The organism is Streptomyces sp. DI166 (assembly GCF_900091315.1).
Classification (GTDB): domain Bacteria; phylum Actinomycetota; class Actinomycetes; order Streptomycetales; family Streptomycetaceae; genus Streptomyces; species Streptomyces fuscus.
This window is the reverse complement of sequence record NZ_FLSP01000001.1, coordinates 62,062-84,495: the sequence shown is the minus strand read 5'-3', so window position 1 is coordinate 84,495 and position 22,434 is coordinate 62,062. Positions and strand designations below refer to the sequence as shown.

Here is a 22,434-nt window from a genome sequence, read left to right as displayed (position 1 = left end):
GGCGTCGCCGACCTGGTTCTATTCCGGACTTGGCCAAGGCTTTGGAGTGGCTTATCTCACCGCCCGTCAACCCCTGCCTACGGTCGCGTAGGTCACATTCGAAAGGGAATCATGGGCCGATGTGGCAGACGATTCGAAGAGTGACAACGAGACAGTGATCGGGTCGTACGTCGCGGTGGGGGACAGCTTCACCGAGGGCGTCGGCGACCCTGGCCCCGACGGAGCCTTCGTCGGCTGGGCGGACCGGTTCGCCGTGCTGCTGGCGGACCGCCGGCCCGAGGGCGACTTCCGCTACACGAACCTCGCGGTGCGCGGGAAGCTGCTGGACCAGATCGTGTCGGACCAGGTGCCGCGGGCGTGCGAACTCGCCCCGGACCTCGTCTCGTTCTGTGCGGGCGGCAACGACATCATCCGGCCCGGCACCGACCCCGACGAACTGGCCGAGCGGTACGAGCGGGCGGTGGCGCGGCTCGCCGACGCCGCCGGGACCGTCCTGGTGACGACCGGCTTCGACACCCGTGGCGTACCCGTGCTCAAGCACCTGCGCGGCAAGATCGCCACGTACAACATGCATGTCCGGTCGATCGCGGACCGGTACGGCTTCCCGGTGCTCGACCTGTGGTCGCTGAAGACCGTCCAGGACCGCCGGGCCTGGGACAGCGACCGGCTGCACCTGTCTCCCGAGGGCCACACGCGCGTGGCGCTGCGCGCGGGCCAGGTCCTCGGCCTGGAGGTCCCCGCCGACCCGGACCAGCCCTGGCCCCCGCTCCCGCCCCGCGGCACCCTGGAGATCCGCCGCGACGACGTCCACTGGGCCCGCGAGTACCTGGTCCCCTGGATCGGCCGCCGTCTGCGCGGCGAGTCCTCCGGCGACCATGTGACGGCCAAGGGACACCTGTCCCCGGACGACATCAAGATGCGCATCGAGGCGGCGGTCTGAGCCACCCGCCCGGCACCGGACGAGTGGGCTGACGGCGGGGGAGTCAGGCACGCGCGTGCACGGCATGAGGAACGGCCCGTCCCCATCAGGGGGCGGGCCGACCCCGTATCCGCGTCGACCCCGTATCCGCGTCGACCCCGTATCCGCGTCGACCCCGTATCCGCGTCGACCCCGGCTCAGCGCGCGGCGGTCGACAACTCCGTGCGCGCCACGCCCAGTTCCCTGGCCAGCGCCTCGTCCGCCCACTCGCGGGCGCGGGCCCGGGAGAGGGCGCCGGAGTAGGAGGTGAGCTGGACGGCGAGGCCGTCCAGGAGGGCGGTCAGGCGCAGGGCGGCGCTCGCGGGGTCGGGGCAGTGGAACTCGCCCGCGGCCACGCCCTCGGCGATGACCTCGGTGATGGCGGCCTTCCACTCGCGGTCGAGGTCCTGGGTGACCTCGCGCAGGGCGGGCTCGCGCAGGGCCGCCGCCCAGCCCTCGATCCACAGCCGCCAGCCCTTGGCCTGGCCCGTGGGGGCGTACCAGCGGACGGCGGCGCGCAGCCGGCGCAGCGCGGTCGTACGGCGGCCCAGGAGCTTGCGGAGGTGGGCGAGGTCGTCCTGGGCGGCGTACGCGAAGGCCTCGGCGACCAGCTTCTCCTTGGTGGAGAAGTGGTACAGCACCAGCGCGTTGCTCACCCCGAGCGCCGACGCCACGTCGGCGATCCGCACCGCGGCCACGCCGCGCGCCTCGATCTGCCCGATGGCGGCCCGCAGCAACTCCTCGCGCCGCTCCGCCACACTCAACCGCACCCTCGCCACGGCGCTCACCCTAACCCGTGGGACCCGCGCGGCCCCGGCCCACCCCGGGGCGGTCACCTGTACTGGCCGTACCTCTCCTCGATCACCGGATGCCGGTCCGCCGCGATCGCGTGCGCCGCCGCCCGCGGCGAGCTGCCGTCGGCCTCCGCGCGGGAGAGCATCTGCCCGGTCAGCGCGCGCATGGCCCGGCGGGTGTGGGCGAAGGCCTCCCGCGCGTCGGGCCCGATGTCGCCGAACAGGGTCCACCACCACCAGGCGTTGGTCCCGGAGTTGACCACGACATCGGGCAGCACGGTCACGCCCCGCGCCGCCAGCAGCGCCTCCGCCTCCGGCAGCACCGGCATATTGGCCGCCTCGACGATCCAGCGGGCGGTGATCCGCTCCTGGTTCACGGTGTCGACGGCGTACGACACCGCCGCGGGCACCAGCACCTCCGCCGCCACCGACAGCCACTCCTCGCCCGGCAGTTCACGGTCGCCGGGACGCAGCGCGGCGCGGTCGACGAGCCCGTAGGAGTCGCGCGCGGCGAGCAGGGCCTCTACGTCCAGTCCGGCCGGGTTGGCGATCGTGCCCTTGAGGTCGGCGACCGCCACGACCGTCAGCCCCGCGCGGGCGAGGAACCGCGCCGTCGCCCCGCCCATGGTCCCGAACCCCTGCACGGCCACGCGCGTGCCCGCGTACGGCACCCCGGCCCGGTCCAGCGCCGTCAGCGCCGCCTCGGCCACCCCGCAGCCGCCGACCAGCGCGTCGAGCCCGATGCCGTCCACCCGCACGGCGAAGGCGTCCGCCAGCCGCCGCCGGGCCGCCTCCTCGTCGTCCAGCAGCGGGTACACGGACTGGACGCAGGAGACCAGGCCCGCCTCGGCGGCCGCCCGGTCCACCAGGTCCTGGATCAGCCCGAGGTCCTCGCCGGTGGCCCACACGCTCTCCACGTACGGCCGCACCGCCCGGAGATAGCGCACCAGCAGCCCGTACGCCGCCGGATCGCGCGGATCGCAGTCGATGCCGCCCTTGGCGCCGCCGAGCGGGACGTAACGGCCCTCTGGGTCGTAGTGCAACGCCTCCTTCATGGACATGCCGCGGGCGAGGCCGGTCACCTCGTCGAGCGTGCAGCCCTCGCGCATCCTCAGACCCCCGCTGCACACCCCGCGCACCAGCCGGTCGATCACGAGAAAGCCCTGGTGACCGGTGATGCTGTCGGTCCAGGTGAGGGAGAGGAGAGGGGTGGTCATGGGGCTCCTTACTGAATTGCTATTCAGTATCCGGATCGGGTTCGCGCACTGTCAACGCATGGCACCGCACCCATGGCCGTTCAGCAGGAACAGGAATCCGTCGGCGATCGTTGTGACAGGAGCCGACGATAATGAGCTGTCTGGACAACTCCACCTGGAGGTAGCGTGACCGGTTCCCGTTCCCTGAGCTCCGTGCTCCGCGCGCTGGAGCCGGCGGCCTTCGGCGCGGACCCGACCGGCGAGCGCATGGAGCGCATCCGCAGATCGCCCCACTTCAAGGACGGCGTCTTCCAGAACCCCGGCGGCGTCACCCGCACCCGGCCCTCCGGCTCGACGCTGGACTTCGCCAAGGTCTTCTTCGCCAAGGACGAGCGCCCGCGCCGCTCACCCCGGGGCACCGTGCCGGTGCACCCCACCACCCTGGCCGATCTCGCCCGCCCGCCGGCCACCGGCCTGCGCATCACCTGGATGGGCCACTCCAGCGTGCTCGCCGAGATCGACGGCCACAGGGTGCTCTTCGACCCGGTGTGGGGCGAGCGCTGCTCCCCGTTCAACTTCGTCGGCCCCAAGCGGCTGCACCCCGTACCGCTGCCGCTGGCCGCGCTCGGCCCGGTGGACGTGGTGGTGATCTCGCACGACCACTACGACCACCTGGACCTGCCCTCCATCAAGGCACTGGCCGACACCGACACGGTCTTCGCCGTGCCGCTCGGCGTCGGCGCCCACCTGGAGCACTGGGGCGTCTCCGCCGACCGGCTGCGCGAGCTGGACTGGCACGAGGCCACCAAGATCGGCGGCCTCACCCTCACCGCCACCCCGGCCCGCCACTTCTGCGGCCGGGGCCTGCGCAACACCCAGCACACCCTGTGGGCGTCCTGGGCGGTCGCCGGCTCCGAGCACCGCATCTTCCACAGCGGTGACACCGGCTACTTCGACGGCTTCAAGGACATCGGCGCCGAGCACGGCCCGTTCGACACGACGATGATCCAGCTCGGCGCGTACAGCGAGTTCTGGCCCGACATCCACATGACCCCCGAGGAGGGCCTGCGCGCCCACCTCGACCTCCAGGGCGGCCGCCCGCACGGCGTGCTCCTGCCCATCCACTGGGCCACCTTCAACCTCGCCACGCACGCGTGGGCGGAACCGGGCGAGTGGACCCGCGACGCGGCGGACGAGGCCGGACAGGCCGCCGCCTTCCCCCGGCCCGGCGAGCCCTTCGAACCGGGCGGCCTGCTTCCCGTACAGCCCTGGTGGCGCGCGGCGACCGAGCCGGTCCCGCGTCCCTGGCGCCGCCCGCAGCCGGCCGAGCCCGTGGCGGAGCCGCGCAGCGAGGATCTGGACCTGGCCGGGGAGCGGTGACGCCCAGCAGGGCGTACGCCTACGGCTGACGCCGCGCCCTGCGCTGGAGCGACTCCCGCCGCGCCCGCAGCTTCCGCTGCCGCTTCTGGCTCTCCTCGCGCCGCCGCGCCCGTTCGCGAGCCTCGGGGCTCCTGAGCTTGGTGTGGTCCGGGAGCCGCAGCAGCGCCCACACCACTCCGACGACGAGTGCGAGCGCGAGGATCCCGAGTACCGCCGCCAACGCGGGCGGCAGGTCCGCGACGTGTTCGATCCTGTACCGGTCGTTCAACCTGGCTCCCCTCCCGCCCCGCGCGCGCACCATAACAGCGACCTGCCGGGGAGCGCGGTGTGGTGCGGCCACGACGGCCGCACCACACCGGAGGTCTTCGTGCCCGGGGACCGTGCTCAGCCCGTCCCGCCGACCCGGTGCGGGCGGTTGTGCACCAGGAGCGCGGAGGCCAGTGCCGCGCACAGGGAGACCACGGCGACGACGACCATGCCCGCGTGCACTCCGGAGGTGAAGGCGTCAGCGATGGCGGCCGTCACGCTGCGCGGGGCAGGGCCGTGGGCGCTGCCCGTGGAGACGGCATGCTCGACGGCGGACCTGGACCCCTCGGGTACCCCGTGGGCCTCCAGCTCGGCCGGCAGCCGGGACCGGAGCCGGCCTGCGAGCAGCGCGCCGAGAAGGGCGGAGCCGGTCACGGAGCCCACCTGGCGGAAGGCGTTCACGGCTCCGGAGGCCATTCCGGCGCGTTCGTGGGAGACGCTGACCAGGGCGGCGGCGGTGCTGGGCGCGGCCACCATGCCGCAGGCGGCGCCGAAGAGGACGTACAGCCACCACACCTGGGAGTAGGGGGTGTCGGGTCCCACGGTGAGGAATCCGGCGGTGGCGCCCGCGCCGAGGAGGAAGCCCGAGGTGAGGGGGAGCTTGAAGCCGGTACGGCGGATGAGGGCCCCGGCGGCGTAGGCGACGACCACGTACGTCCCGAAGAAGGGCAGCAGGCGCCACGCCACGTCCAGGGCGGACAGGTGCTGGACCCGTTCGTAGAAGAGCACCGACAGGATGGCGACCCCGGTGAAGCCGAACAGGGAGACGGCCGCGACGAACATGACCGCGCTGAAGGACGCCGAGCGGAACAGGGAGACGTCCAGCATGGGGGCGCGGGCGGCGCGTTCGACGAGGACGAAGCCGGTCAGCGCCGCGGCCGCGACGCACCAGGCGACGAGGATGCGCGGGGCGGTGTAGCCCTCGTGGCCGCCTTCGATGAGGGCGTAGACGAGGGCGGCGATGCCCAGGACGGCAAGGATCTGGCCGGGGATGTCGAGTCTGCCGCCGGGGGCGCGGGACTCGGTGACGAAGGCGGCGACCGCCATCGTGACCACGGCGAGGACGGCGGTCGACAGGAAGACCGTGTGCCAGTGGAAGTGGTCCATCAGGGCGCCCGCGATGAGCGGTCCGACGGCGAGGCCGATGCCGGAGGAGGCCGCCCACATGGTGACCACCTCGGTGCGGCGGTGCGGGTCGGGGAAGGCGGCGCTCAGGATGGCCAGGCTGTTGGGCAGGACGAGCGCGCCGCCGACGCCGGATATCAGCTGGCCGGCGATGACACCGGTCACCGAGGTCGAGACGTAGACGGTGAGCGAGCCGGCGATCAGGATCGCGGCGCCGGTCAGGAAGGCGCGCTTGCGGCCGTAGAGGTTGCCGACCGTGCCCGCGGACATCACCAGGCAGGCCACGAGCAGGGTGTAGGCGGAGGGGATCCAGACCAGGCCGGTCGGGGAGACGCGCAGGTCGTCCTGGATGGCCGCGAGCGCCGACACGGACGCGGTGATCAGCAGGAAGGTCGTCATGGCCCCGAGACACATGGCGACGAGGGTCACGGTCGCGGTGAACCGGGCGGCCCGGTCCCCGTCGGAGGGCCGTGGCGCGGCCGCCCGGTCGGCGGCCACGGGGGAGGGGGTGGAGGTCACGGCGTCCTCGTCTCAGCCGAGCTGGGGGTACAGGGCGGCGACACCGCCCGCGAGGCCCGCCTGGACCTGGCGGCTGAGGTCGTCGACGACGATCTCGGGCGAGCCCGCGGCGATGCCGTCCACTGCGGCGCGCGCGACGTCGGCGGGGGCGGTCTTGGGCTGGGTGACGTGGCGGGCCATGTCGGTGTCCATGTAGCCGACGTGCAGCGCGGACACGGTGATGCCGCTGGGCGCGAGCTGCTGGCGGACGGTGTTGGTCATGCTCCAGGCCGCGGACTTGGCGGCGGCGTAGGCGCCGACGGTCGGGAAGCCGATCCAGGACAGGACCGACAGGATGTTGAGGATCGACCCGCCGCCGCGGGCCTCGATCACCGGGGCGAAGGCCCGGATCACCCGGAGACTGCCCAGGTAGTGGGTGTCCAGCTCCAGCCGGAGGTCGGCCCAGTCGCCGGTCAGCGGGTCGGCGCCGGTGGAGGTGCCCGCGTTGTTGATCAGGAGATTGACGTCACCGGCCGCCTCGGCGGCAGCGGCGACCGACTCGGGATCGGTGACGTCCAGCCGGATCGCCTTCACACCGGGCAGATCGATCTGCTCGGGCCGCCGGGCCGCCGCCCAGACGGTGGCGCCGCGTGCGGTCAGCTCCTGGGCAAGGGCCCTGCCGAGTCCCCGGTTGGCGCCCGTGACCAGGGCTGTTGCCGTGCTGATGTCCATGACTCTCTCCTACGGATGCAACGCAAAGGGCTGACTTATGTATTCGTAAGTCAGCTCGACGGTATAGTCTGACATCTGTTGAGGCAAGTCAGCCGGGGAAGCGGGAGAGGCGGGCATGAGCGATCTGCTGGCGGAGCGGGACACCTGGTCCATGGCCAACTGCTCCATCGCCCGGACCCTGGAGATCGTCGGCACCCGGACGGCGCTGCTGATCATGCGCGAGGCGTTCTTCGGCACCCGGCGCTTCGACGACTTCGCCAAGCGCGTGGGCGTCGGCGAACCGGCCGCCGCGGCACGCCTGAAGGAGCTGACCGCGGCCGGACTGCTGGAGCGGGTGCCGTACCGGGAGCCGGGCCAGCGGACCCGGCACGCCTACCAACTGACCCGGAAGGGGCGCGACTTCCTGCCCGTGCTCGTGGCCCTGCGGCAGTGGGGCGACACCTGGGCCGCCGACGAGCAGGGGCCCGCGGTCGTCGTACGCCACAAGGACTGCGGCGCCGAGGTGCGCGCCGCGCTGCGGTGCGGCGAGGGGCACGACGTGGCGGACGGGGAGACGTACGTGGACGAGGGTCCGGGGCTGCTCCGCGTCGAGCCGGACGCCTCCTGACGCCCAAGGGGCACCCCGGTGCTTCCGCCACGCCCCGTCACCGTTGGGCCGGAACCCTCGGGAGGGTGAACCGGGTGGCGTCAGGTTGACCTCTGGCGGAGAAAATGCGAACGGCGAGGGGCGGAGAGCGAGAGGCTGTCCGCCTCTTGATGCTTCTTCGGGTACACCTTCTGACCAGGTGTGATCGACAGTTGGTCGTTTCGGCACGACGTTCGATGAGGGCTGACGATCTGTCGCCCGAGCGCCCATACCAGAGCCGGGCGCTGCGCGTACGAGTTTGTCAACTGCCCACCGCACATGTTGCCTTGCCGACTACTGTCAGTGTCCGTCGGGCGACGCAGGGCCGTTTTTCCCGCTCTCTCGACCGACACCGCGATGGCGCACGCCCGGCGCGGACACCGAGCCGGGCGTCGTGAGGACCACGCCCGACGGACACAGCCACGAGGACACCGATGTCTCACCTCCGCGCACCGGCCGCACGCGCAGACCGCCGTGAGGGCGGGCGGCACGGTCGACCGGTCGCCCGCCCCGCCCCGGCGCTGCCCGAGACGCACATACGGCCGCAGCTCCTCCGGCTCGCCGTGCTCCCACCCGTCGCGGTGGCCCTCGCCGCCTGCGCGGCCGTGCTGTTCACCGTCCGCAGCACCGGCGCCCGGCCGGGCATCACCCTGTGGGGCATGCTCGGCGGCGCCGCGACCGTCGCCCTCGCGGCCCTCGTGATCGCCGCCGTCGTCGCCGACCGCACCGCCCGCTCCGTCAGCGAGCGCGTCGGCGCCCTGCGCCGCTCCACCGCCCGCGGCGAGGCCGAACTGCGCGCCCTCGTCGACGCCCTGCGCCGCGGCGACGCCCCGCCCCGGCGCAAACCGCGCAGCGGCCCGCCCGAGGACGCCGACGACTTCGAACTCCTCGCCGCCGACCTGGCCCGCGCCCACGACGGGGCCGTCGCCTCCGTCGTCCAGGCCGCCCAGCTCTCCAGCCAGGCCGGCGACGAACAGAAACTCGAAGTCTTCGTCAACCTCGCCCGGCGCCTGCAGTCCCTGGTGCACCGCGAGATCTCCATCCTCGACGAGCTGGAGAACGAGATGGAGGACCCCGACCTGCTCAAGGGGCTCTTCCACGTCGACCACCTCGCCACCCGGATCCGCCGCCACGCCGAGAACCTCGCCGTCCTCGGCGGCGCCGTCTCCCGCCGCCAGTGGAGCAACCCGGTCTCCATGACCGAGGTACTGCGCTCCGCCATCGCCGAGGTCGAGCAGTACTCCCGGGTCAAGCTGGTGCCGCCCATCGACGGCACCCTGCGCGGCCACGCCGTCGCCGACGTCATCCACCTGCTCGCCGAACTGGTCGAGAACGCCACCGTGTTCTCCGCCCCGCACACCCAGGTGCTGCTCCGCGCCAACCTCGTCACCTCCGGCCTCGCCGTCGAGGTCGAGGACCGCGGACTGGGCATGCCCGTCGAGGAGCAGGAGCGCATGAACGCCCTGCTCGCCGACCCGGACCAGGTCAACGTCGCCCGCCTGCTGGCCGACGGCCGCATCGGCCTGTTCGTCGTCTCCCAGCTCGCCCGCCGCCACGGCATCAACGTCCGCCTGCAGACCAACATCTACGGCGGAGTCCAGGCCGTCCTCGTCGTACCGCAGGGCCTGCTCGGCGCCGACTCCGGCGGTCCCGCCGCGAACGAGGGCGCCACCGGGGGCGCACCGGTGCCGACGGCACCGGGACCGCAGCGGCCCGCCGCACGCCCGGCGCCGCAGCACCCCAAGGCGCAGGCCGCGGGCGGCCCCGTACCCCTGCCCGTGCGCGGCTCCCACGAGGAGCGGCCCACCATCGCCGAGGCCGTACCCGGCATCCGCCCCCAGGACCGGGCCGTCGTCGTCGAGCACAACGGCGTCCCGCCCGTCCCGCGCTCCGGAGCCGTCCGCGGCACCATGGGCAAACCCCAACTGCCCCGCCGCCGCGCCCAGGAGCACATCGCACCCCAACTGCGCGACGGCCCCCTGCCGCGCCAGGAACCCGAGCACCTGCCCGGCCACGACCCCGGACTCATGGCCGCCTTCCAACGCGGCATCGGCCTCGCCGAGGCCCAGCAGCACCTGGAGTCGGAGCACCAACTCGACCCCCTGACCGCGGAGTTCCTGGAGACGGACGTGACCCCGGCGCGGATACCGGACACCCCCACGCACCTGTCCCACTCCGAGCACACCGACCGGCACGACGGGAGCACACCAGCCGGATGACCACGCACGCGTACACGCCCACCCCCAGCGCTCCCGCAGACCTTCGTACCTCAAGGAGTCGATCCACCATGGCGAGCGAAGCGCCGACCGGCCATGTATCCGATCTCGACTGGCTGATGAGCGGCCTCGTGCAGCGCGTACCGCACACCACCAGTGCGGTGCTCCTCTCCTGCGACGGCCTTGTGAAGTCGGTTCACGGCCTCGATGCCGACAGCGCCGACCACATGGCGGCCCTGGCCTCCGGCCTGTACTCCCTCGGCCGCAGCGCCGGAGTCCGCTTCGGCGACGGCGGCGACGTACGCCAGGTCGTGGTCGAACTCGACTCGACCCTGCTGTTCGTCACCACCGCCGGCTCCGGCACCTGCCTCGCCGTCCTGGCCGGCCGCGAGGCCGACGCCGCCGTCCTCGGCTACGAGATGGCGATGCTGGTCAAGAGCGTCCGCCCGTACCTGGTCACCGCGCCCCGGCAGCACGCCGTCGAACCGTCGGCGTCGAGGCATTGAGCGTGGCGGCGGCCGGTGACGGGCCCTGGCTCGACGACGCGGCCGGACGGCTGGTGCGCCCTTTCACGGTCAGCAACGGCCGGACCCGGCCCACCGTCGCCCTCGACCTGATCTCCCAGGTGATGGCCACCGGGGCGACCCCCCTCGGCTATCTGGGTCCCGAACACACGGTGGCGCTCGACCTGTGCCGCGCCCCCGTGTCGGTCGCGGAGGTCTCCGCACACCTGAAGCTGCCGGCGGCGGTGACCAAGGTGCTGCTGTCGGACCTCGTCGACTGCGGGGCACTCACCACCAAGCCCCCCGAGTTCCACCACAACCCCACTGACCGGGCCCTTCTGGAGGCAGTGCTCGATGGACTACGACGACAGCTCTGACTACGCGGGCGGCGCGGGCGCGGACCCGTTCCCCACCGCGCTGAAGATCCTCGTGGCGGGCGGCTTCGGGGTCGGCAAGACGACCTTCGTCGGCGCCGTCAGCGAGATCGCGCCGCTCAGCACCGAGGAGCTGCTCACCACGGTCAGCGCCGCGACCGACAACCTCGACGGTATCGAGAACAAGGTCGAGACCACGGTCGCCATGGACTTCGGCCGGATCACCCTCGACCCGCAGCATGTGCTCTATCTGTTCGGCACGCCCGGACAGGAGCGCTTCTGGTTCATGTGGGACGAGCTGTGCGAGGGCGCCCTGGGCGCCGTCGTGCTGGCCGACACCCGACGTCTGGAGGACTGCTTCGCCGCCGTCGACTTCTTCGAACAGCGCGGCCTCGGCTTCATCCTCGCGATCAACGAGTTCGACGGCGCCTACCGCTACGACCCCGAGGAGGTCCGCGCCGCCATCGACCTCGATCCGCAGATCCCCGTCGTGCGCTGCGACGCCCGGATCTCCAGCTCGGGCGTGCAGACCCTGCTGACCCTGGTCAGGCATCTCATCGCCCACACCCCCGCCCACGCCACCGGCCACGGTGCCCACATGTGACCGCACACCCCACGGAGCCCGCCACCATGCCATACGTCCACACCGAGGGAGTGCGCCGATGAGCTACGACCCGCCCCGTCCGGCCGGTCGTCTGCTGCTCACCCCGCAGGACGGCGAAGCCCCCGCCCGCGCGCGCCGACTGCGCAGTCTGGGGCTCGGGGAGCGGGCCGACCCCGCCCTCGACGCCTTCGCCGACCGGCTCGGCGACGCGACCGGGGCGCCGTACGCCATGGTCAACTTCGTCGACGAGCACCGGCAGTTCTTCGCGGGGCTGCGCAGGCCCGCCCGCGGTACCTACCGCAAGGGAGACGGGAGCAGTCCGGAGATGGGGCGGGTGCTGCCGCGCGACCACGGGTTCTGCCCGCATGTGGTGGTCCGGCGCAAGGCGCTGGTCCTGGAGGACGTGCTCGACTATCCGAGATTCGCGGGCAATCCGGTCGTGGACGAGTTCGGCATCCGGTCCTATCTGGGGGCGCCGCTGATCGACAGCACCGGGATGGTGCTGGGCACGGTGTGCGTGGCCGATCTGACGCCCAGGGCCTGGGGGAGGGCCGGGCTGGAGACGATCAAGTCCACCGCCGCCGACCTCGCCATGGGCCTGGAACGGCAGGGGGACCCGCTCGCGCCGTGAAGGCGTTGCGGCGTGAAGGCGAGCTTGGGGGGCGGTTAAGAAATCCTCGATGGACCCGGGGTGCGCGGGTACGGCAGATTGCAGTCGACACCACCTTTTCTCCCGGTCCGGGGCCTTCTTCGGCACGCCCGAGCCCGGGAACTCACCCCAAGGGGAGCCGTACGCGTGAAGGCGCTGGTCAAGGAGAAGGCGGAGCCGGGGTTGTGGCTCGCGGACGTACCCGAGCCCGTCATCGGACCCGGTGACGTCCTCATCAAGGTGCTGCGCACCGGTATCTGCGGCACCGACCTGCACATCCGCAACTGGGACGGCTGGGCGCAGCAGGCGATCAGCACCCCGCTGGTGCTCGGCCACGAGTTCGTAGGCGAGGTCGTCGAGACCGGCCGCGACGTCACCGACATCAAGCCCGGCGACCGGGTCAGCGGCGAGGGGCACCTGGTGTGCGGCAAGTGCCGCAACTGCCTGGCCGGACGGCGTCATCTGTGCCGTGCGACGGTCGGCCTCGGCGTCGGCCGGGACGGCGCGTTCGCCGAGTACGTCGCCCTGCCCGCCGCCAACGTCTGGGTGCACCGGGTCCCGGTCGACCTCGATGTCGCCGCGATCTTCGACCCGTTCGGCAACGCCGTGCACACCGCGCTGTCCTTCCCGCTGGTCGGCGAGGACGTGCTGATCACCGGCGCCGGTCCCATCGGACTGATGGCCGCGGCCGTGGCCCGGCACGCGGGCGCCCGCAACGTCGTCATCACCGACGTCAGCGAGGAGCGCCTGGAGCTGGCCCGCAAGGTCGGCGTGAGCCTGGCGCTGAACGTCGCCGACACGACCATCGCGGACGGGCAGCGGGAGCTGGGGCTGCGCGAGGGCTTCGACATCGGCCTGGAGATGTCCGGCCGCCCCGAGGCCATGCGCGACATGATCGCCAACATGACGCACGGCGGCCGGATCGCGATGCTCGGCCTGCCCGCCGAGGAGTTCCCGGTCGACTGGGCCCGGATCGTCACCTCGATGATCACCATCAAGGGCATCTACGGCCGGGAGATGTTCGAGACCTGGTACGCGATGTCGGTCCTGCTGGAGGGCGGCCTCGACCTCGCCCCCGTGATCACCGGCCGGTACGGCTACCACGACTTCGAGGCGGCCTTCGCCGACGCCGCGAGCGGCCGCGGCGGCAAGGTCATCCTCGACTGGACTGTGTGACCCCTTAGGAGCCTTTGCGATGTTCGACTCCGTGCGCGACGACCTGCGCGCCACCCTCGACGAGATCCGTGCCGCCGGTCTGCACAAGCCGGAGCGGGTGATCGACACCCCGCAGTCCGCGACCGTCAACGTCAGCGCGGGCGGACGCCCCGGCGAGGTGCTGAACTTCTGCGCGAACAACTACCTCGGCCTGGCCGACCACCCCGAGGTGATCGCCGCCGCCCACCAGGCGCTGGACCGCTGGGGCTACGGCATGGCCTCCGTGCGCTTCATCTGCGGCACGCAGGAGGTGCACAAGGAGCTGGAGGCGCGGCTGTCCGCCTTCCTCGGCCAGGAGGACACGATCCTGTACTCCTCCTGCTTCGACGCCAACGGCGGTGTCTTCGAGACCCTGCTCGGCCCCGAGGACGCGGTGATCTCCGACGCCCTCAACCACGCCTCCATCATCGACGGCATCCGCCTGTCCAAGGCCCGCCGCTTCCGCTACGCCAACCGCGACCTGGAGGACCTGGAGCGTCAGCTCAAGGACGCCTCCGACGCGCGCCGCCGCCTCATCGTCACCGACGGCGTCTTCTCCATGGACGGCTATGTGGCGCCGCTGCGCGAGATCTGCGACCTCGCCGACCGCTACGACGCCATGGTGATGGTCGACGACTCGCACGCCGTCGGCTTCGTCGGCCCCGGCGGGCGCGGCACCCCCGAACTGCACGGTGTGATGGACCGCGTGGACATCATCACCGGCACCCTCGGCAAGGCCCTCGGCGGTGCCTCGGGCGGCTATGTCGCCGCCCGCGCCGAGATCGTCGCCCTGCTGCGCCAGCGCTCGCGTCCGTACCTGTTCTCCAACACCCTCGCCCCGGTGATCGCCGCGGCCTCGCTGAAGGTGCTGGATCTGCTGGAGTCCGCCGACGACCTGCGCGTACGGCTGCGCGAGAACACCGAGCTGTTCCGGCGCCGGATGACCGAGGAGGGCTTCGACATCCTCCCCGGCGACCACGCCATCGCGCCCGTCATGATCGGCGACGCCGCGCAGGCGGGCCGGATGGCGGAGCTGCTGCTGGAGCGCGGCGTGTACGTGATCGGCTTCTCCTACCCGGTGGTGCCGCAGGGCCAGGCCCGTATCCGCGTCCAGCTGTCCGCGGCGCACTCCACCGAGGACGTCAACCGGGCCGTGGACGCCTTCGTCTCCGCCCGTGCGGAGCTGGCCGGCTGACCTGAGACAATCGAGGCGTGATCGAAGCGCGGCGGCTCCACATCCTCCGTGCGGTGGCCGACCACCGTACGGTGACGGCGGCTGCCGCCGCGCTGTACCTCACGCCCTCGGCGGTCTCCCAGCAGCTCACCGCGCTGGAGCAGGAGACCGGGCACCGGCTGGTGGAGCGCGGCGCCAAGGGCGTCACGCTCACCCCGGCCGGTGAGATCCTGCTCAACCACGCCAACGCCGTCCTCGCCCAGCTGGAGCGGGCCGAGGCGGAACTGGCCGCCTACGGCTCCGGTGAGGCCGGTACGGTCACCGTCGCCGCCTTCGCCACCGGCATCGCCCAGGTCGTCGCCCCGGCTGTGGCCCACCTCGCCCGGAGCGCGCCCGGCATAAGGCTGCGGGTGCAGGACGCCGAGGGCGACGCCAGCCTGCCGATGGTGCTGGACCGGCAGGTCGACATCGCCGTCGCCGTCGAGTACCGGGGCGCCCCGCCGGCCGACGATCCCCGGCTGACCCACGTCCCGCTGTACGCCGAGCCCTTCGACGCCGTGGTCCCGACGAGCCACCGCCTGGCCGACCTCGCCGAGGTGCCGCTGGCCGAGCTGGCCAAGGACCCGTGGATCGGCCCGTACCCCGGCAACCCCTGTCACGACGTGGTCGTCCTCGCCTGCGAGACGGCGGGTTTCCAGCCCCGCCTGGAACACTCCTCCGACGACTTCCGCGCGGTCGTGGCCCTGGCCGCCGCCGACGCGGGCGTGGCGCTGGTCCCCCGTTCGGCGCTGCGCGGCATGGACCTGACGGGGGTGGCCATCCGCCCGGTGGACGGGGTGGCCCCGACCCGGCGGGTGTTCGCGGCGGTTCGTCGCGGGGCCGAGGAGCATCCCTTGATCCGGCAGGTGCTGGACGCGCTGCGCGCCGCGGCCGAGGGGTAGGGGCGGGAACCGGCCACCCCGTGACCGCTGTCTGGGTTGGCATGCGCGTGACGATGATCCTCCCGGCCCTGACCGAGGCGACCAGCCCCCTGTTCCGGCCCATCAAGTACTCGCTGTTCCCGCCACTGGGGCTCGCCACCCTGGCGGGGTACCTGGATGACGACGACGAGGTCACGCTCCACGACGAGCACGTCGAGCGGATCGACCTGGAGGCCCTGGACACCCCCGACCTGCTGGTGATCCAGCCGTACATCACCTCGGCCCGGCGCAGCTACGAGATAGCCGACCACTTCCGCGCCCGGGGTGTGCACGTCGCCATGGGCGGACTGCATGTCACCTCGCTGCCGGAGGAGGCCGCGGCGCACGCCGACACGATCTTCACCGGGCCGGGGGAGGACACCTGGCCGTTGTTCCTGAAGGACTTCAGGGACAAAGTGCCCGCCCCGCGCTACGACTCCACGACCCGCACCCTCGCCGGACTGCCCCCGGTGCGGCGGGACCTGATCAAGCGTCACCTCTACCTGGTGCCGAACTCCATCGTCGTGTCCCGGGGCTGCCCGCACCACTGCGACTTCTGCTACAAGGACGCCTTCTTCGAGGGCGGCAAGTCCTTCTACACCCAGGCCGTCGACGACGCCCTCGCCGAGATCGAGCGGCTGCCCGGCAAGCACCTGTACTTCCTCGACGACCACCTGTTCGGCAACCGCCGCTTCGCCGAGGCACTGTTCGACGGGATGAAGGGCATGGGACGGCTGTGGCAGGCGGCCGGAACGGTCAACTCCGTGCTCAAACCGGACCTGTTGGAGCGCGCGGTGGAGGCCGGGCTGCGCAGTCTGTTCGTCGGGTTCGAGACCGTCAACGACGCCAACCTCGCCGAGCGCCGCAAGAACCAGAACATCGGCACCGACTACGACGCGGCGGTACGGCGTCTGCACGACGCCGGGGTCATGGTCAACGCCAGCTTCGTCTTCGGGCTCGACCAGGACGGGCCGGACGTCTTCGACCGGACCGTGGCCTGGGCGGTGGAGCAGGGCATCGAGACGGCGACCTTCCACATCATGACGCCGTATCCCTCGACCGGGCTGTGGAAGCAGATGGAGGCCGAGGACCGCATCGTGCACCGGGACTGGGACCTGTACGACACCCGCCATGTCGTCTACCGGCCCAGGAACATGACCCCGCGCCAGCTGGAGGACGGCTACTGGCGGGCCTACCGCGACTTCTACCGCTGGTCCAACATCTGGCGGGGTTCCGGAGCGCAGCCGGGCACCCACGAACGGCTGCGGCACCTCGCCTACGCGGGCGGCTGGAAGAAGTTCGAGCCCGCCTGGGACCTGCTGATCCGCTCCAAGCGGGTGGTACGGGCACTGCCCGCGCTGGAGCGGACCCTGGCCGCGTTCGGGGGCAAGAACTGACCTTTGTTTCATATCTGGGATAGAGTCCCGAATATGAAACAGGCGGAGAACTGTACCGACCCCGTCGACGTGCGCCTCGGCACCCGGCTGGCCGCCCTGCGGGCCGAACGCGGCTGGTCCCTGGGCGAACTGGCGGAACGCAGCGGGGTCAGCAAGTCCACCCTGTCTCGCGCCGAACGCGCCGAGATCAGCCCCACCGCGGCCCTGCTGAACCGGCTGTGCGGGGTGTATGGGCAGACCATGTCCCGGCTGCTCAGCGAGGTCGAGTCCGAACCCGCCGGACTGGTGCGCGCCGCCGAGCAGCCGGTGTGGCAGGACCGGGCCTCCGGCTTCGTACGCCGGTCCGTGTCCCCGCCGCACCCGGGGCTGCGCGGGGAACTGGTCGAGGGACGGCTCGCCGCGGGCGCCGACATCTCCTACGACCGGCCGCCCGTACCCGGCCTGGAACAGCACATCTGGGTCCTTGAGGGCGCTCTCGACGTCTCCGCCCAGGACACCGAGCACCACCTGGAGGTCGGCGACTGCCTGCGCCTGCGCGTGTGGGGCCCCACACGCTTCCGGTGCCCCGGCCCCGACGAGGTGCGCTACGTACTGGCGGTGGTGCTGCCGTGAACGTCGTACGCCTGGACCCGGAGCAACTCCTCGCCCACGCCGGGGAGCTGGCGGACCTGTTGGTCGACACCGTCGACGGCGGCGCCTCGGTCGGCTTCCTCGCGCCGATGGACCGGGCGCTCGCGGAGTCCTGGTGGAAGGAGCGCGCGGCCGGGCCGTACGCGGTATGGGTGGCCGTCGAGGACGGCCGCGTCATGGGCACCGTCAGCCTGGCCTACCCGGACAAGCCCAACAGCCGCCACCCAGCCGAACTGGTCAAGCTGATGGTCCACCGCACCGCCCGCGGACGCGGCCTCGGCCGACGGCTCCTGGACACCGCCGAGCGCGCGGCCGCCGCCGAGGGCATCACCCTGCTCCACCTCGACACCGAGACCGACAGCCCCGCCGAGCACCTGTACCGCTCGGCGGGCTGGACCCGGGTCGGCGTGATCCCCGACTACGCGGCCGACCCCGCCGGGGTGCTGCGCGGCACCACCCTCTACTACAAGCGCCCGACGCCGTGACCGGGTGACTGTCAGTGCGAGCGGCTACGGTGCCTGCCATGCAGGATGCCGAAGACGTACGCCGTATCGCCCTGTCCCTGCCGGACACCACGGAGAAGATCGCCTGGAGCATGCCCACGTTCCGGGTGGCGGGGAAGATGTTCGCGACACTGCCCGAGGACGAGACGTCCATCGCCGTGCGCTGCCCCAAGGAGGAGCGCGACGAACTGGTCCTGGCCGAGCCGGAGAAGTTCTGGATCGCCGACCACGAGGCGCAGTTCGCCTGGGTACGGGTACGCCTCGCGGCGCTGGAGGACGAGGACGAACTGCGTGACATCCTCGCCGACTCCTGGCGGCAGGCGGCGCCCACCCGACTGCTCGACGCCTACCCCGAGTTGGGTCTGCCGTCCGACAGCTGAAATACCCTCCGGCGTTGTCAGTGCCCCGTGGCATGATCCGGCCACAGGAGTGAGAGCCGGGGCGGAGGGGGCCCCGGCTCCCACCGGTGCCGGGGCGCGGGGAGGGGTGCGGGGCGTATGGCGAAGGGGTCACCGGCGGGGAGTGCCCACGGCCACCCGGTGTGGTCACGCGACTTCGCCCTGTTCTTCGTCGCCCGCGCCGTGGCCCGGCTCGGCGACACCATGCTCCCGGTGGCCCTCGCCGCGGGCCTGCTCCAGCACGGCCACGGCGCGGGCGCCGTCGGCCTCGCCATGGCCGCGACGGCCGCCGCCTTCGCCGGGTTCGTCGTCCTCGGCGGGGTGATCGCCGACCGCTTCTCCACCCGCCTGCTGATGATCGGCTCCGACCTGGTCCGCCTCGGCACCCAGGCGCTCGCCGCGGCCCTGTTCTTCAGCGGCCATGTGGTGCTCTGGGAGATCTGCGCCATCGGCTTCGTCAACGGCGTCGCCAGCGCCGTCTTCCAGCCCGGCGTCGCCAGCACCACCCCCCGCCTCGCCCGCGACGTCCAGGGCGCCAACGGCGCGATACGCGTCGCGGAGTCCGCCGCCCAGCTCGGCGGCCCCGCCCTGGCCGGTCTGCTCGTCGGCCTCGCCTCCCCAGGCGGGGTCTTCGCGGCCCACGCCGCGACCTACGCGGTCAGCGCCCTGTGTCTGCTCCTCCTCCGGCTGCCGCCGCTTCCCGCCGGGACCACCCCGGAACCGAGCACCTTCCGGGCGGACCTCGTCGAGGGCTGGCGGGAGTTCCGGTCCCGCACCTGGCTGTGGGGCGTGATAGCCGTCTGGTGCCTGTACATGCTCACCGTCTGGGGCCCGAGCCTGCCCCTGGTGGCGACCGAGGTGGTCCAGGAGCACGGCGCCGGCGCCTACGGCCTGGTCAACTCCGCCCTCGGCGCGGGCACGGTCGTCGGCGGGCTGCTCGCCCTGCGGCTGCGTCCGCGCCGGATGCTGCGCGCGGGCGCGATCAGCCTCTTCGCCTTCGTCGGCTTCCCGGCGACCGTGGGCCTCGGCCTGGACGTGCCCGCGATGGCGGCGGGCGCCGCCCTGGCGGGGGCGGGCATGTCCTTCTGGGGCGTGATGTGGGCGACCAGTGTGCAGACCCAGGTCCCGGCGGACGTCCTGAACCGCATCCACGCCTACGAGGTGGCGGGCTCGCTGGCGATGATGCCGGTCGGCCAGGCCCTGGCGGGCCCCTCCGCCTCCGCCCTCGGCGCCGAGAACGTGCTCCTGATCGCGGGCGTGATGAGCGTGGTCGTCGCCGCGATCCTGCTCGCGGTACGTCCCATACGGGACCTGGAACGCGCCGACGCCCCGGCCGCCCGCTCACTGCCCGCCGACGAGCCGGAACGCGCCCGCGCCGAATAAACCGGTGCGCGACCGGCGAGCCGAGTGCGGTATGGTTGCCCTGTCCGTTCGGCCCGGGGAAACCCCAGGTCAGACGGGATCGGGACGTGGCGCAGCTTGGTAGCGCACTTGACTGGGGGTCAAGGGGTCGCAGGTTCAAATCCTGTCGTCCCGACCAGCTTCACAGCAGGTCGAAGGCCGTCTTCTCATCGAGAGGACGGCCTCAGCCATGTCCGGCCCCCTACAGCCGGACCGTCAGTTCGATGGCCACCCGGTCGCCCGCCGACAGGCCCTGCGGTTTGCGGACCGCGGCCTTCAGGGGCAGGAGGTAGCAGCCGTCCTTCGGGAACAGGGACGTCGTGAACTCCACCACGCCGATGCGGGCGTCCACGGGAATCACACCCCAGCCGTACGTGGCCGTGGAGGCCACTTCACGGATGTCGGCGGACTCCTCGTCCGGTACGGGAACGAAGTAGTACGGGGAGGGACCGCGCCACTCGATGACCTGGCCGGTGAAGGCGAGTTCCAACAGGCAGCCTCGTTTCGAAGAGACGACAGACGGCCGGGCCGGCCGACGGGTGTCGGCCGGCCCGGAGGCGGGGCGGTCCGCTCAGACCAGGTCGAAGCGGTCCAGGTCCATGACCTTGGCCCATGCCGCGACGAAGTCGGTCACGAACTTCTCCTTCGCGTCGTCGCTCGCGTAGACCTCCGCGAGTGCCCGCAGCTCGGAGTTGGAGCCGAAGACCAGGTCGGCGCGGGTACCGGTCCACTTGACCTCGCCCGAGGCCAGGTCACGGCCCTCGAAGGTGGTCTGGTCCGGAGAGGTCGCCGACCACTTCGTACCCAGGTCGAGCAGGTTGACGAAGAAGTCGTTGGTCAGCCTGCCCGGGGTCTCGGTGAGGACACCGTGCTTGGAGCCGTTGTGGTTGGCGCCCAGCACCCGCAGACCGCCGACCAGGACGGTCATCTCCGGCGCGGTCAGGGTGAGCAGGTTCGCCCGGTCCAGCAGCAGGTACTCGGCGCCCAGGCGGTTGCCCTTGCCGAGGTAGTTGCGGAACCCGTCGGCGGTCGGCTCAAGCGCCGCGAACGACTCGACGTCCGTGTGCTCCTCGGTCGCGTCCACGCGGCCCGGCGAGAACGGCACCTCGACCTCGACACCGGCGTCCTTGGCGGCCTTCTCCACGGCGGCCGAACCACCGAGGACGATCAGGTCGGCGAGGGAGACCTTCTTGGCGCCCGCGGCGTTGAACTCCGCCTGGACACCCTCCAGGACGCGCAGCACCTGGGCCAGCTCGTCGGGGTTGTTGACCTCCCAGCCGCGCTGCGGCTCCAGGCGGATCCGGGCGCCGTTGGCGCCACCGCGCTTGTCGCTGCCGCGGAACGTCGAGGCCGACGCCCACGCGGTGGACACGAGCTGGGAGACGGTCAGACCCGAGTCGAGGAGCTTGGCCTTCAGCGCGGCGACGTCGGCGGCGTCGATCGGCTCGCCCTCGGCCTCCGGCAGCGGGTCCTGCCACAGCAGCGTCTCCTCCGGGACCTCCGGGCCGAGGTACAGCGACTTCGGGCCCATGTCACGGTGGGTCAGCTTGTACCAGGCGCGCGCGAAGGCGTCCGCGAACTCCTCCGGGTTCTCGTAGAAGCGGCGCGAGATCGGCTCGTAGATCGGGTCGTAGCGCAGCGACAGGTCGGTGGTGAGCATCCGCGGGCGGTGCTTCTTCTCCGGGTCGAAGGCGTCCGGGATGATCTCCGGGGCGTCCTTGGCGATCCACTGGTGGGCACCGGCCGGGCTGGTGTCCGGCTCGTACTCGTACTCGAAGAGGTTCTTGAAGAAGCCGTTGCTCCACTGGGTCGGGGTCGACGTCCAGATGACCTCAAGGCCGGAGGTGATGGCGTCCTTGCCGACGCCGGTGCCGTAGGTGTTCTTCCAGCCCAGGCCCTGCTCCTCCATGGAGGCGGCCTCGGGGTCGGCGCCCACGTGGTCGGCGGGACCGGCGCCGTGGGTCTTGCCGAAGGTGTGGCCACCGGCGATGAGGGCGACGGTCTCCTCGTCGTTCATCGCCATCCGGCGGAAGGTCTCACGGATGTCGCGGGCGGCGGCGATCGGGTCCGGGTTGCCGTTGGGGCCCTCGGGGTTGACGTAGATCAGACCCATCTGGACCGCGGCGAGCGGGTTCTCCAGCTCACGGTCGCCCGAGTAGCGCTGGTCGTCGAGCCAGGTCTGCTCGGGACCCCAGTACACGTCCTCGTCGGCCTCCCAGACGTCCTCGCGGCCACCCGCGAAGCCGAAGGGCTTGAAGCCCATCTGCTCAAGCGCCACATTGCCGGTGAGGATCATCAGGTCGGCCCAGGAGATGGACTGGCCGTACTTCTTCTTCACCGGCCACAGCAGACGGCGGGCCTTGTCCAGGTTGCCGTTGTCCGGCCAGCTGTTCAGCGGCGCGAAGCGCTGCTGACCGGCACCGGCGCCACCGCGGCCGTCGCTGATGCGGTAGGTGCCCGCGCTGTGCCAGGCCATACGGATCATCAGCGGGCCGTAGTTGCCGAAGTCGGCCGGCCACCAGTCCTGCGAGGTGGTGAGCACCTCGGCGATGTCCCGTTTCACGGCCGCGAGGTCCAGGTTCTTGAACGCCTCGGCGTAGTCGAACTCCTCGTCGAGCGGGTTCGTCGCCGGCTGGTTCGTGGCAAGGATCTTCAGGTTGAGGCGCTCCGGCCACCACTGGCGGTTGCCGCCGCCCTGGGTCGGGTGCAGGGCACGTCCGTGCGCGACCGGGCAGCCCCCCGTCTCCTCCGTCTTCGGATCGGTGACGATTGCGTCGGGGTTCTCAGCCATGGCGAATCCTTCCGGGCTTGGTGGATC

23 protein-coding genes and 1 tRNA gene are annotated in these 22,434 nt (G+C 72.0%); 17 read left to right on the top strand and 7 right to left on the bottom strand.

All coding sequences use genetic code 11. The annotated features are described in order from the left end of the window. Positions 1–154: 154 nt before the first annotated feature. Positions 155–940 carry an SGNH/GDSL hydrolase family protein gene (locus GA0115233_RS00425; RefSeq protein ID WP_093717975.1) on the top strand — a complete coding sequence of 262 codons (786 nt, stop codon included), beginning with the start codon at positions 155–157 and terminating at the stop codon, positions 938–940. A gap of 176 nt (positions 941–1,116) precedes the next feature. On the opposite strand, the gene GA0115233_RS00420 is transcribed toward GA0115233_RS00425, so the two are convergent. Both GA0115233_RS00420 and GA0115233_RS00415 read right to left on the bottom strand, forming a co-directional pair. Continuing rightward, positions 1,117–1,737 (bottom strand): TetR/AcrR family transcriptional regulator, encoded by a 621-nt coding sequence (locus GA0115233_RS00420; RefSeq protein WP_093717974.1) that lies wholly within the window; start codon positions 1,735–1,737, stop codon positions 1,117–1,119. 53 nt (positions 1,738–1,790) lie between these two features. After that, positions 1,791–2,969 carry a Glu/Leu/Phe/Val dehydrogenase dimerization domain-containing protein gene (locus tag GA0115233_RS00415; protein WP_093717973.1) on the bottom strand — a complete coding sequence of 393 codons (1,179 nt, stop codon included), beginning with the start codon at positions 2,967–2,969 and terminating at the stop codon, positions 1,791–1,793. Positions 2,970–3,134: 165 nt separating this feature from the next. Between GA0115233_RS00415 and GA0115233_RS00410 the strand changes: the two genes are divergently transcribed. After that, the gene (locus tag GA0115233_RS00410) at positions 3,135–4,328 is read left to right on the top strand and encodes an MBL fold metallo-hydrolase (protein ID WP_093717972.1); all 1,194 of its coding nucleotides are present in this window, start codon (positions 3,135–3,137) and stop codon (positions 4,326–4,328) included. Positions 4,329–4,347: 19 nt separating this feature from the next. Here GA0115233_RS00410 and GA0115233_RS00405 read toward each other — a convergent pair whose 3' ends face one another. From GA0115233_RS00405 to GA0115233_RS00395, 3 genes are all read right to left on the bottom strand, one after another. Continuing rightward, positions 4,348–4,596, bottom strand: coding sequence for a hypothetical protein (locus tag GA0115233_RS00405; RefSeq protein WP_093718109.1), 249 nt, complete (start codon positions 4,594–4,596; stop codon positions 4,348–4,350). 116 nt (positions 4,597–4,712) lie between these two features. Beyond that, on the bottom strand, positions 4,713–6,278 hold the full coding sequence (locus GA0115233_RS00400; RefSeq protein ID WP_255310000.1) for an MFS transporter: 1,566 nt from the start codon (positions 6,276–6,278) through the stop codon (positions 4,713–4,715). 12 nt (positions 6,279–6,290) lie between these two features. Further along, the gene (locus GA0115233_RS00395; RefSeq protein WP_093717971.1) at positions 6,291–6,989 is read right to left on the bottom strand and encodes an SDR family oxidoreductase; all 699 of its coding nucleotides are present in this window, start codon (positions 6,987–6,989) and stop codon (positions 6,291–6,293) included. Between the two features lie 115 nt (positions 6,990–7,104). Here GA0115233_RS00395 and GA0115233_RS00390 point away from each other — a divergent pair, with 115 nt between their 5' ends. The 15 genes from GA0115233_RS00390 to GA0115233_RS00320 all read left to right on the top strand — a co-directional run bounded on the left by GA0115233_RS00390 (position 7,105) and on the right by GA0115233_RS00320 (position 19,755). Then, on the top strand, positions 7,105–7,596 hold the full coding sequence (locus tag GA0115233_RS00390; protein WP_093717970.1) for a winged helix-turn-helix transcriptional regulator: 492 nt from the start codon (positions 7,105–7,107) through the stop codon (positions 7,594–7,596). 452 nt (positions 7,597–8,048) lie between these two features. Beyond that, positions 8,049–9,833 carry a sensor histidine kinase gene (locus GA0115233_RS00385; RefSeq protein WP_093717969.1) on the top strand — a complete coding sequence of 595 codons (1,785 nt, stop codon included), beginning with the start codon at positions 8,049–8,051 and terminating at the stop codon, positions 9,831–9,833. A 68-nt stretch (positions 9,834–9,901) separates the two neighbouring features. Continuing rightward, the gene (locus GA0115233_RS00380; protein WP_093717968.1) at positions 9,902–10,336 is read left to right on the top strand and encodes a roadblock/LC7 domain-containing protein; all 435 of its coding nucleotides are present in this window, start codon (positions 9,902–9,904) and stop codon (positions 10,334–10,336) included. 2 nt (positions 10,337–10,338) lie between these two features. Beyond that, entirely contained in the window at positions 10,339–10,710 is a 372-nt protein-coding gene (locus tag GA0115233_RS00375; protein WP_093717967.1) for a DUF742 domain-containing protein, read from the top strand. Next, on the top strand, positions 10,688–11,311 hold the full coding sequence (locus GA0115233_RS00370; protein WP_093717966.1) for a GTP-binding protein: 624 nt from the start codon (positions 10,688–10,690) through the stop codon (positions 11,309–11,311). Before GA0115233_RS00375 ends, GA0115233_RS00370 begins: the two co-directional genes overlap by 23 nt. Positions 11,312–11,369: 58 nt before the next feature. Further along, a complete protein-coding gene (locus GA0115233_RS00365) occupies positions 11,370–11,942 on the top strand; it encodes a GAF domain-containing protein (RefSeq protein ID WP_093717965.1) in 573 nt (190 codons plus the stop codon). A gap of 165 nt (positions 11,943–12,107) precedes the next feature. Continuing rightward, positions 12,108–13,136, top strand: coding sequence for an L-threonine 3-dehydrogenase (gene tdh, locus GA0115233_RS00360; protein ID WP_093717964.1), 1,029 nt, complete (start codon positions 12,108–12,110; stop codon positions 13,134–13,136). A 19-nt stretch (positions 13,137–13,155) separates the two neighbouring features. After that, positions 13,156–14,349, top strand: coding sequence for a glycine C-acetyltransferase (locus tag GA0115233_RS00355; protein WP_093717963.1), 1,194 nt, complete (start codon positions 13,156–13,158; stop codon positions 14,347–14,349). A 17-nt stretch (positions 14,350–14,366) separates the two neighbouring features. Beyond that, the gene (locus GA0115233_RS00350; RefSeq protein WP_093717962.1) at positions 14,367–15,269 is read left to right on the top strand and encodes a LysR family transcriptional regulator; all 903 of its coding nucleotides are present in this window, start codon (positions 14,367–14,369) and stop codon (positions 15,267–15,269) included. Between the two features lie 20 nt (positions 15,270–15,289). Then, complete coding sequence (locus GA0115233_RS00345) at positions 15,290–16,684, top strand: B12-binding domain-containing radical SAM protein (RefSeq protein WP_255309999.1); 1,395 nt, start codon at positions 15,290–15,292, stop codon at positions 16,682–16,684. A gap of 33 nt (positions 16,685–16,717) precedes the next feature. Next, positions 16,718–17,296 (top strand): helix-turn-helix domain-containing protein, encoded by a 579-nt coding sequence (locus GA0115233_RS00340; protein WP_093717960.1) that lies wholly within the window; start codon positions 16,718–16,720, stop codon positions 17,294–17,296. Further along, positions 17,293–17,799 carry a GNAT family N-acetyltransferase gene (locus tag GA0115233_RS00335; protein WP_093717959.1) on the top strand — a complete coding sequence of 169 codons (507 nt, stop codon included), beginning with the start codon at positions 17,293–17,295 and terminating at the stop codon, positions 17,797–17,799. Before GA0115233_RS00340 ends, GA0115233_RS00335 begins: the two co-directional genes overlap by 4 nt. A gap of 38 nt (positions 17,800–17,837) precedes the next feature. Next, positions 17,838–18,197 (top strand): MmcQ/YjbR family DNA-binding protein, encoded by a 360-nt coding sequence (locus tag GA0115233_RS00330; RefSeq protein WP_176711585.1) that lies wholly within the window; start codon positions 17,838–17,840, stop codon positions 18,195–18,197. A gap of 117 nt (positions 18,198–18,314) precedes the next feature. Next, positions 18,315–19,598 (top strand): MFS transporter, encoded by a 1,284-nt coding sequence (locus GA0115233_RS00325; protein ID WP_093717957.1) that lies wholly within the window; start codon positions 18,315–18,317, stop codon positions 19,596–19,598. An 80-nt stretch (positions 19,599–19,678) separates the two neighbouring features. Next, a tRNA-Pro gene (locus GA0115233_RS00320) sits at positions 19,679–19,755 on the top strand. 63 nt (positions 19,756–19,818) lie between these two features. Here the strand turns inward: GA0115233_RS00320 and GA0115233_RS00315 are convergent. Then, entirely contained in the window at positions 19,819–20,106 is a 288-nt protein-coding gene (locus GA0115233_RS00315; protein ID WP_093717956.1) for a DUF1905 domain-containing protein, read from the bottom strand. 81 nt (positions 20,107–20,187) lie between these two features. After that, a complete protein-coding gene (katG, locus tag GA0115233_RS00310; protein ID WP_093717955.1) occupies positions 20,188–22,407 on the bottom strand; it encodes a catalase/peroxidase HPI in 2,220 nt (739 codons plus the stop codon). Positions 22,408–22,434 lie beyond the last annotated feature (27 nt).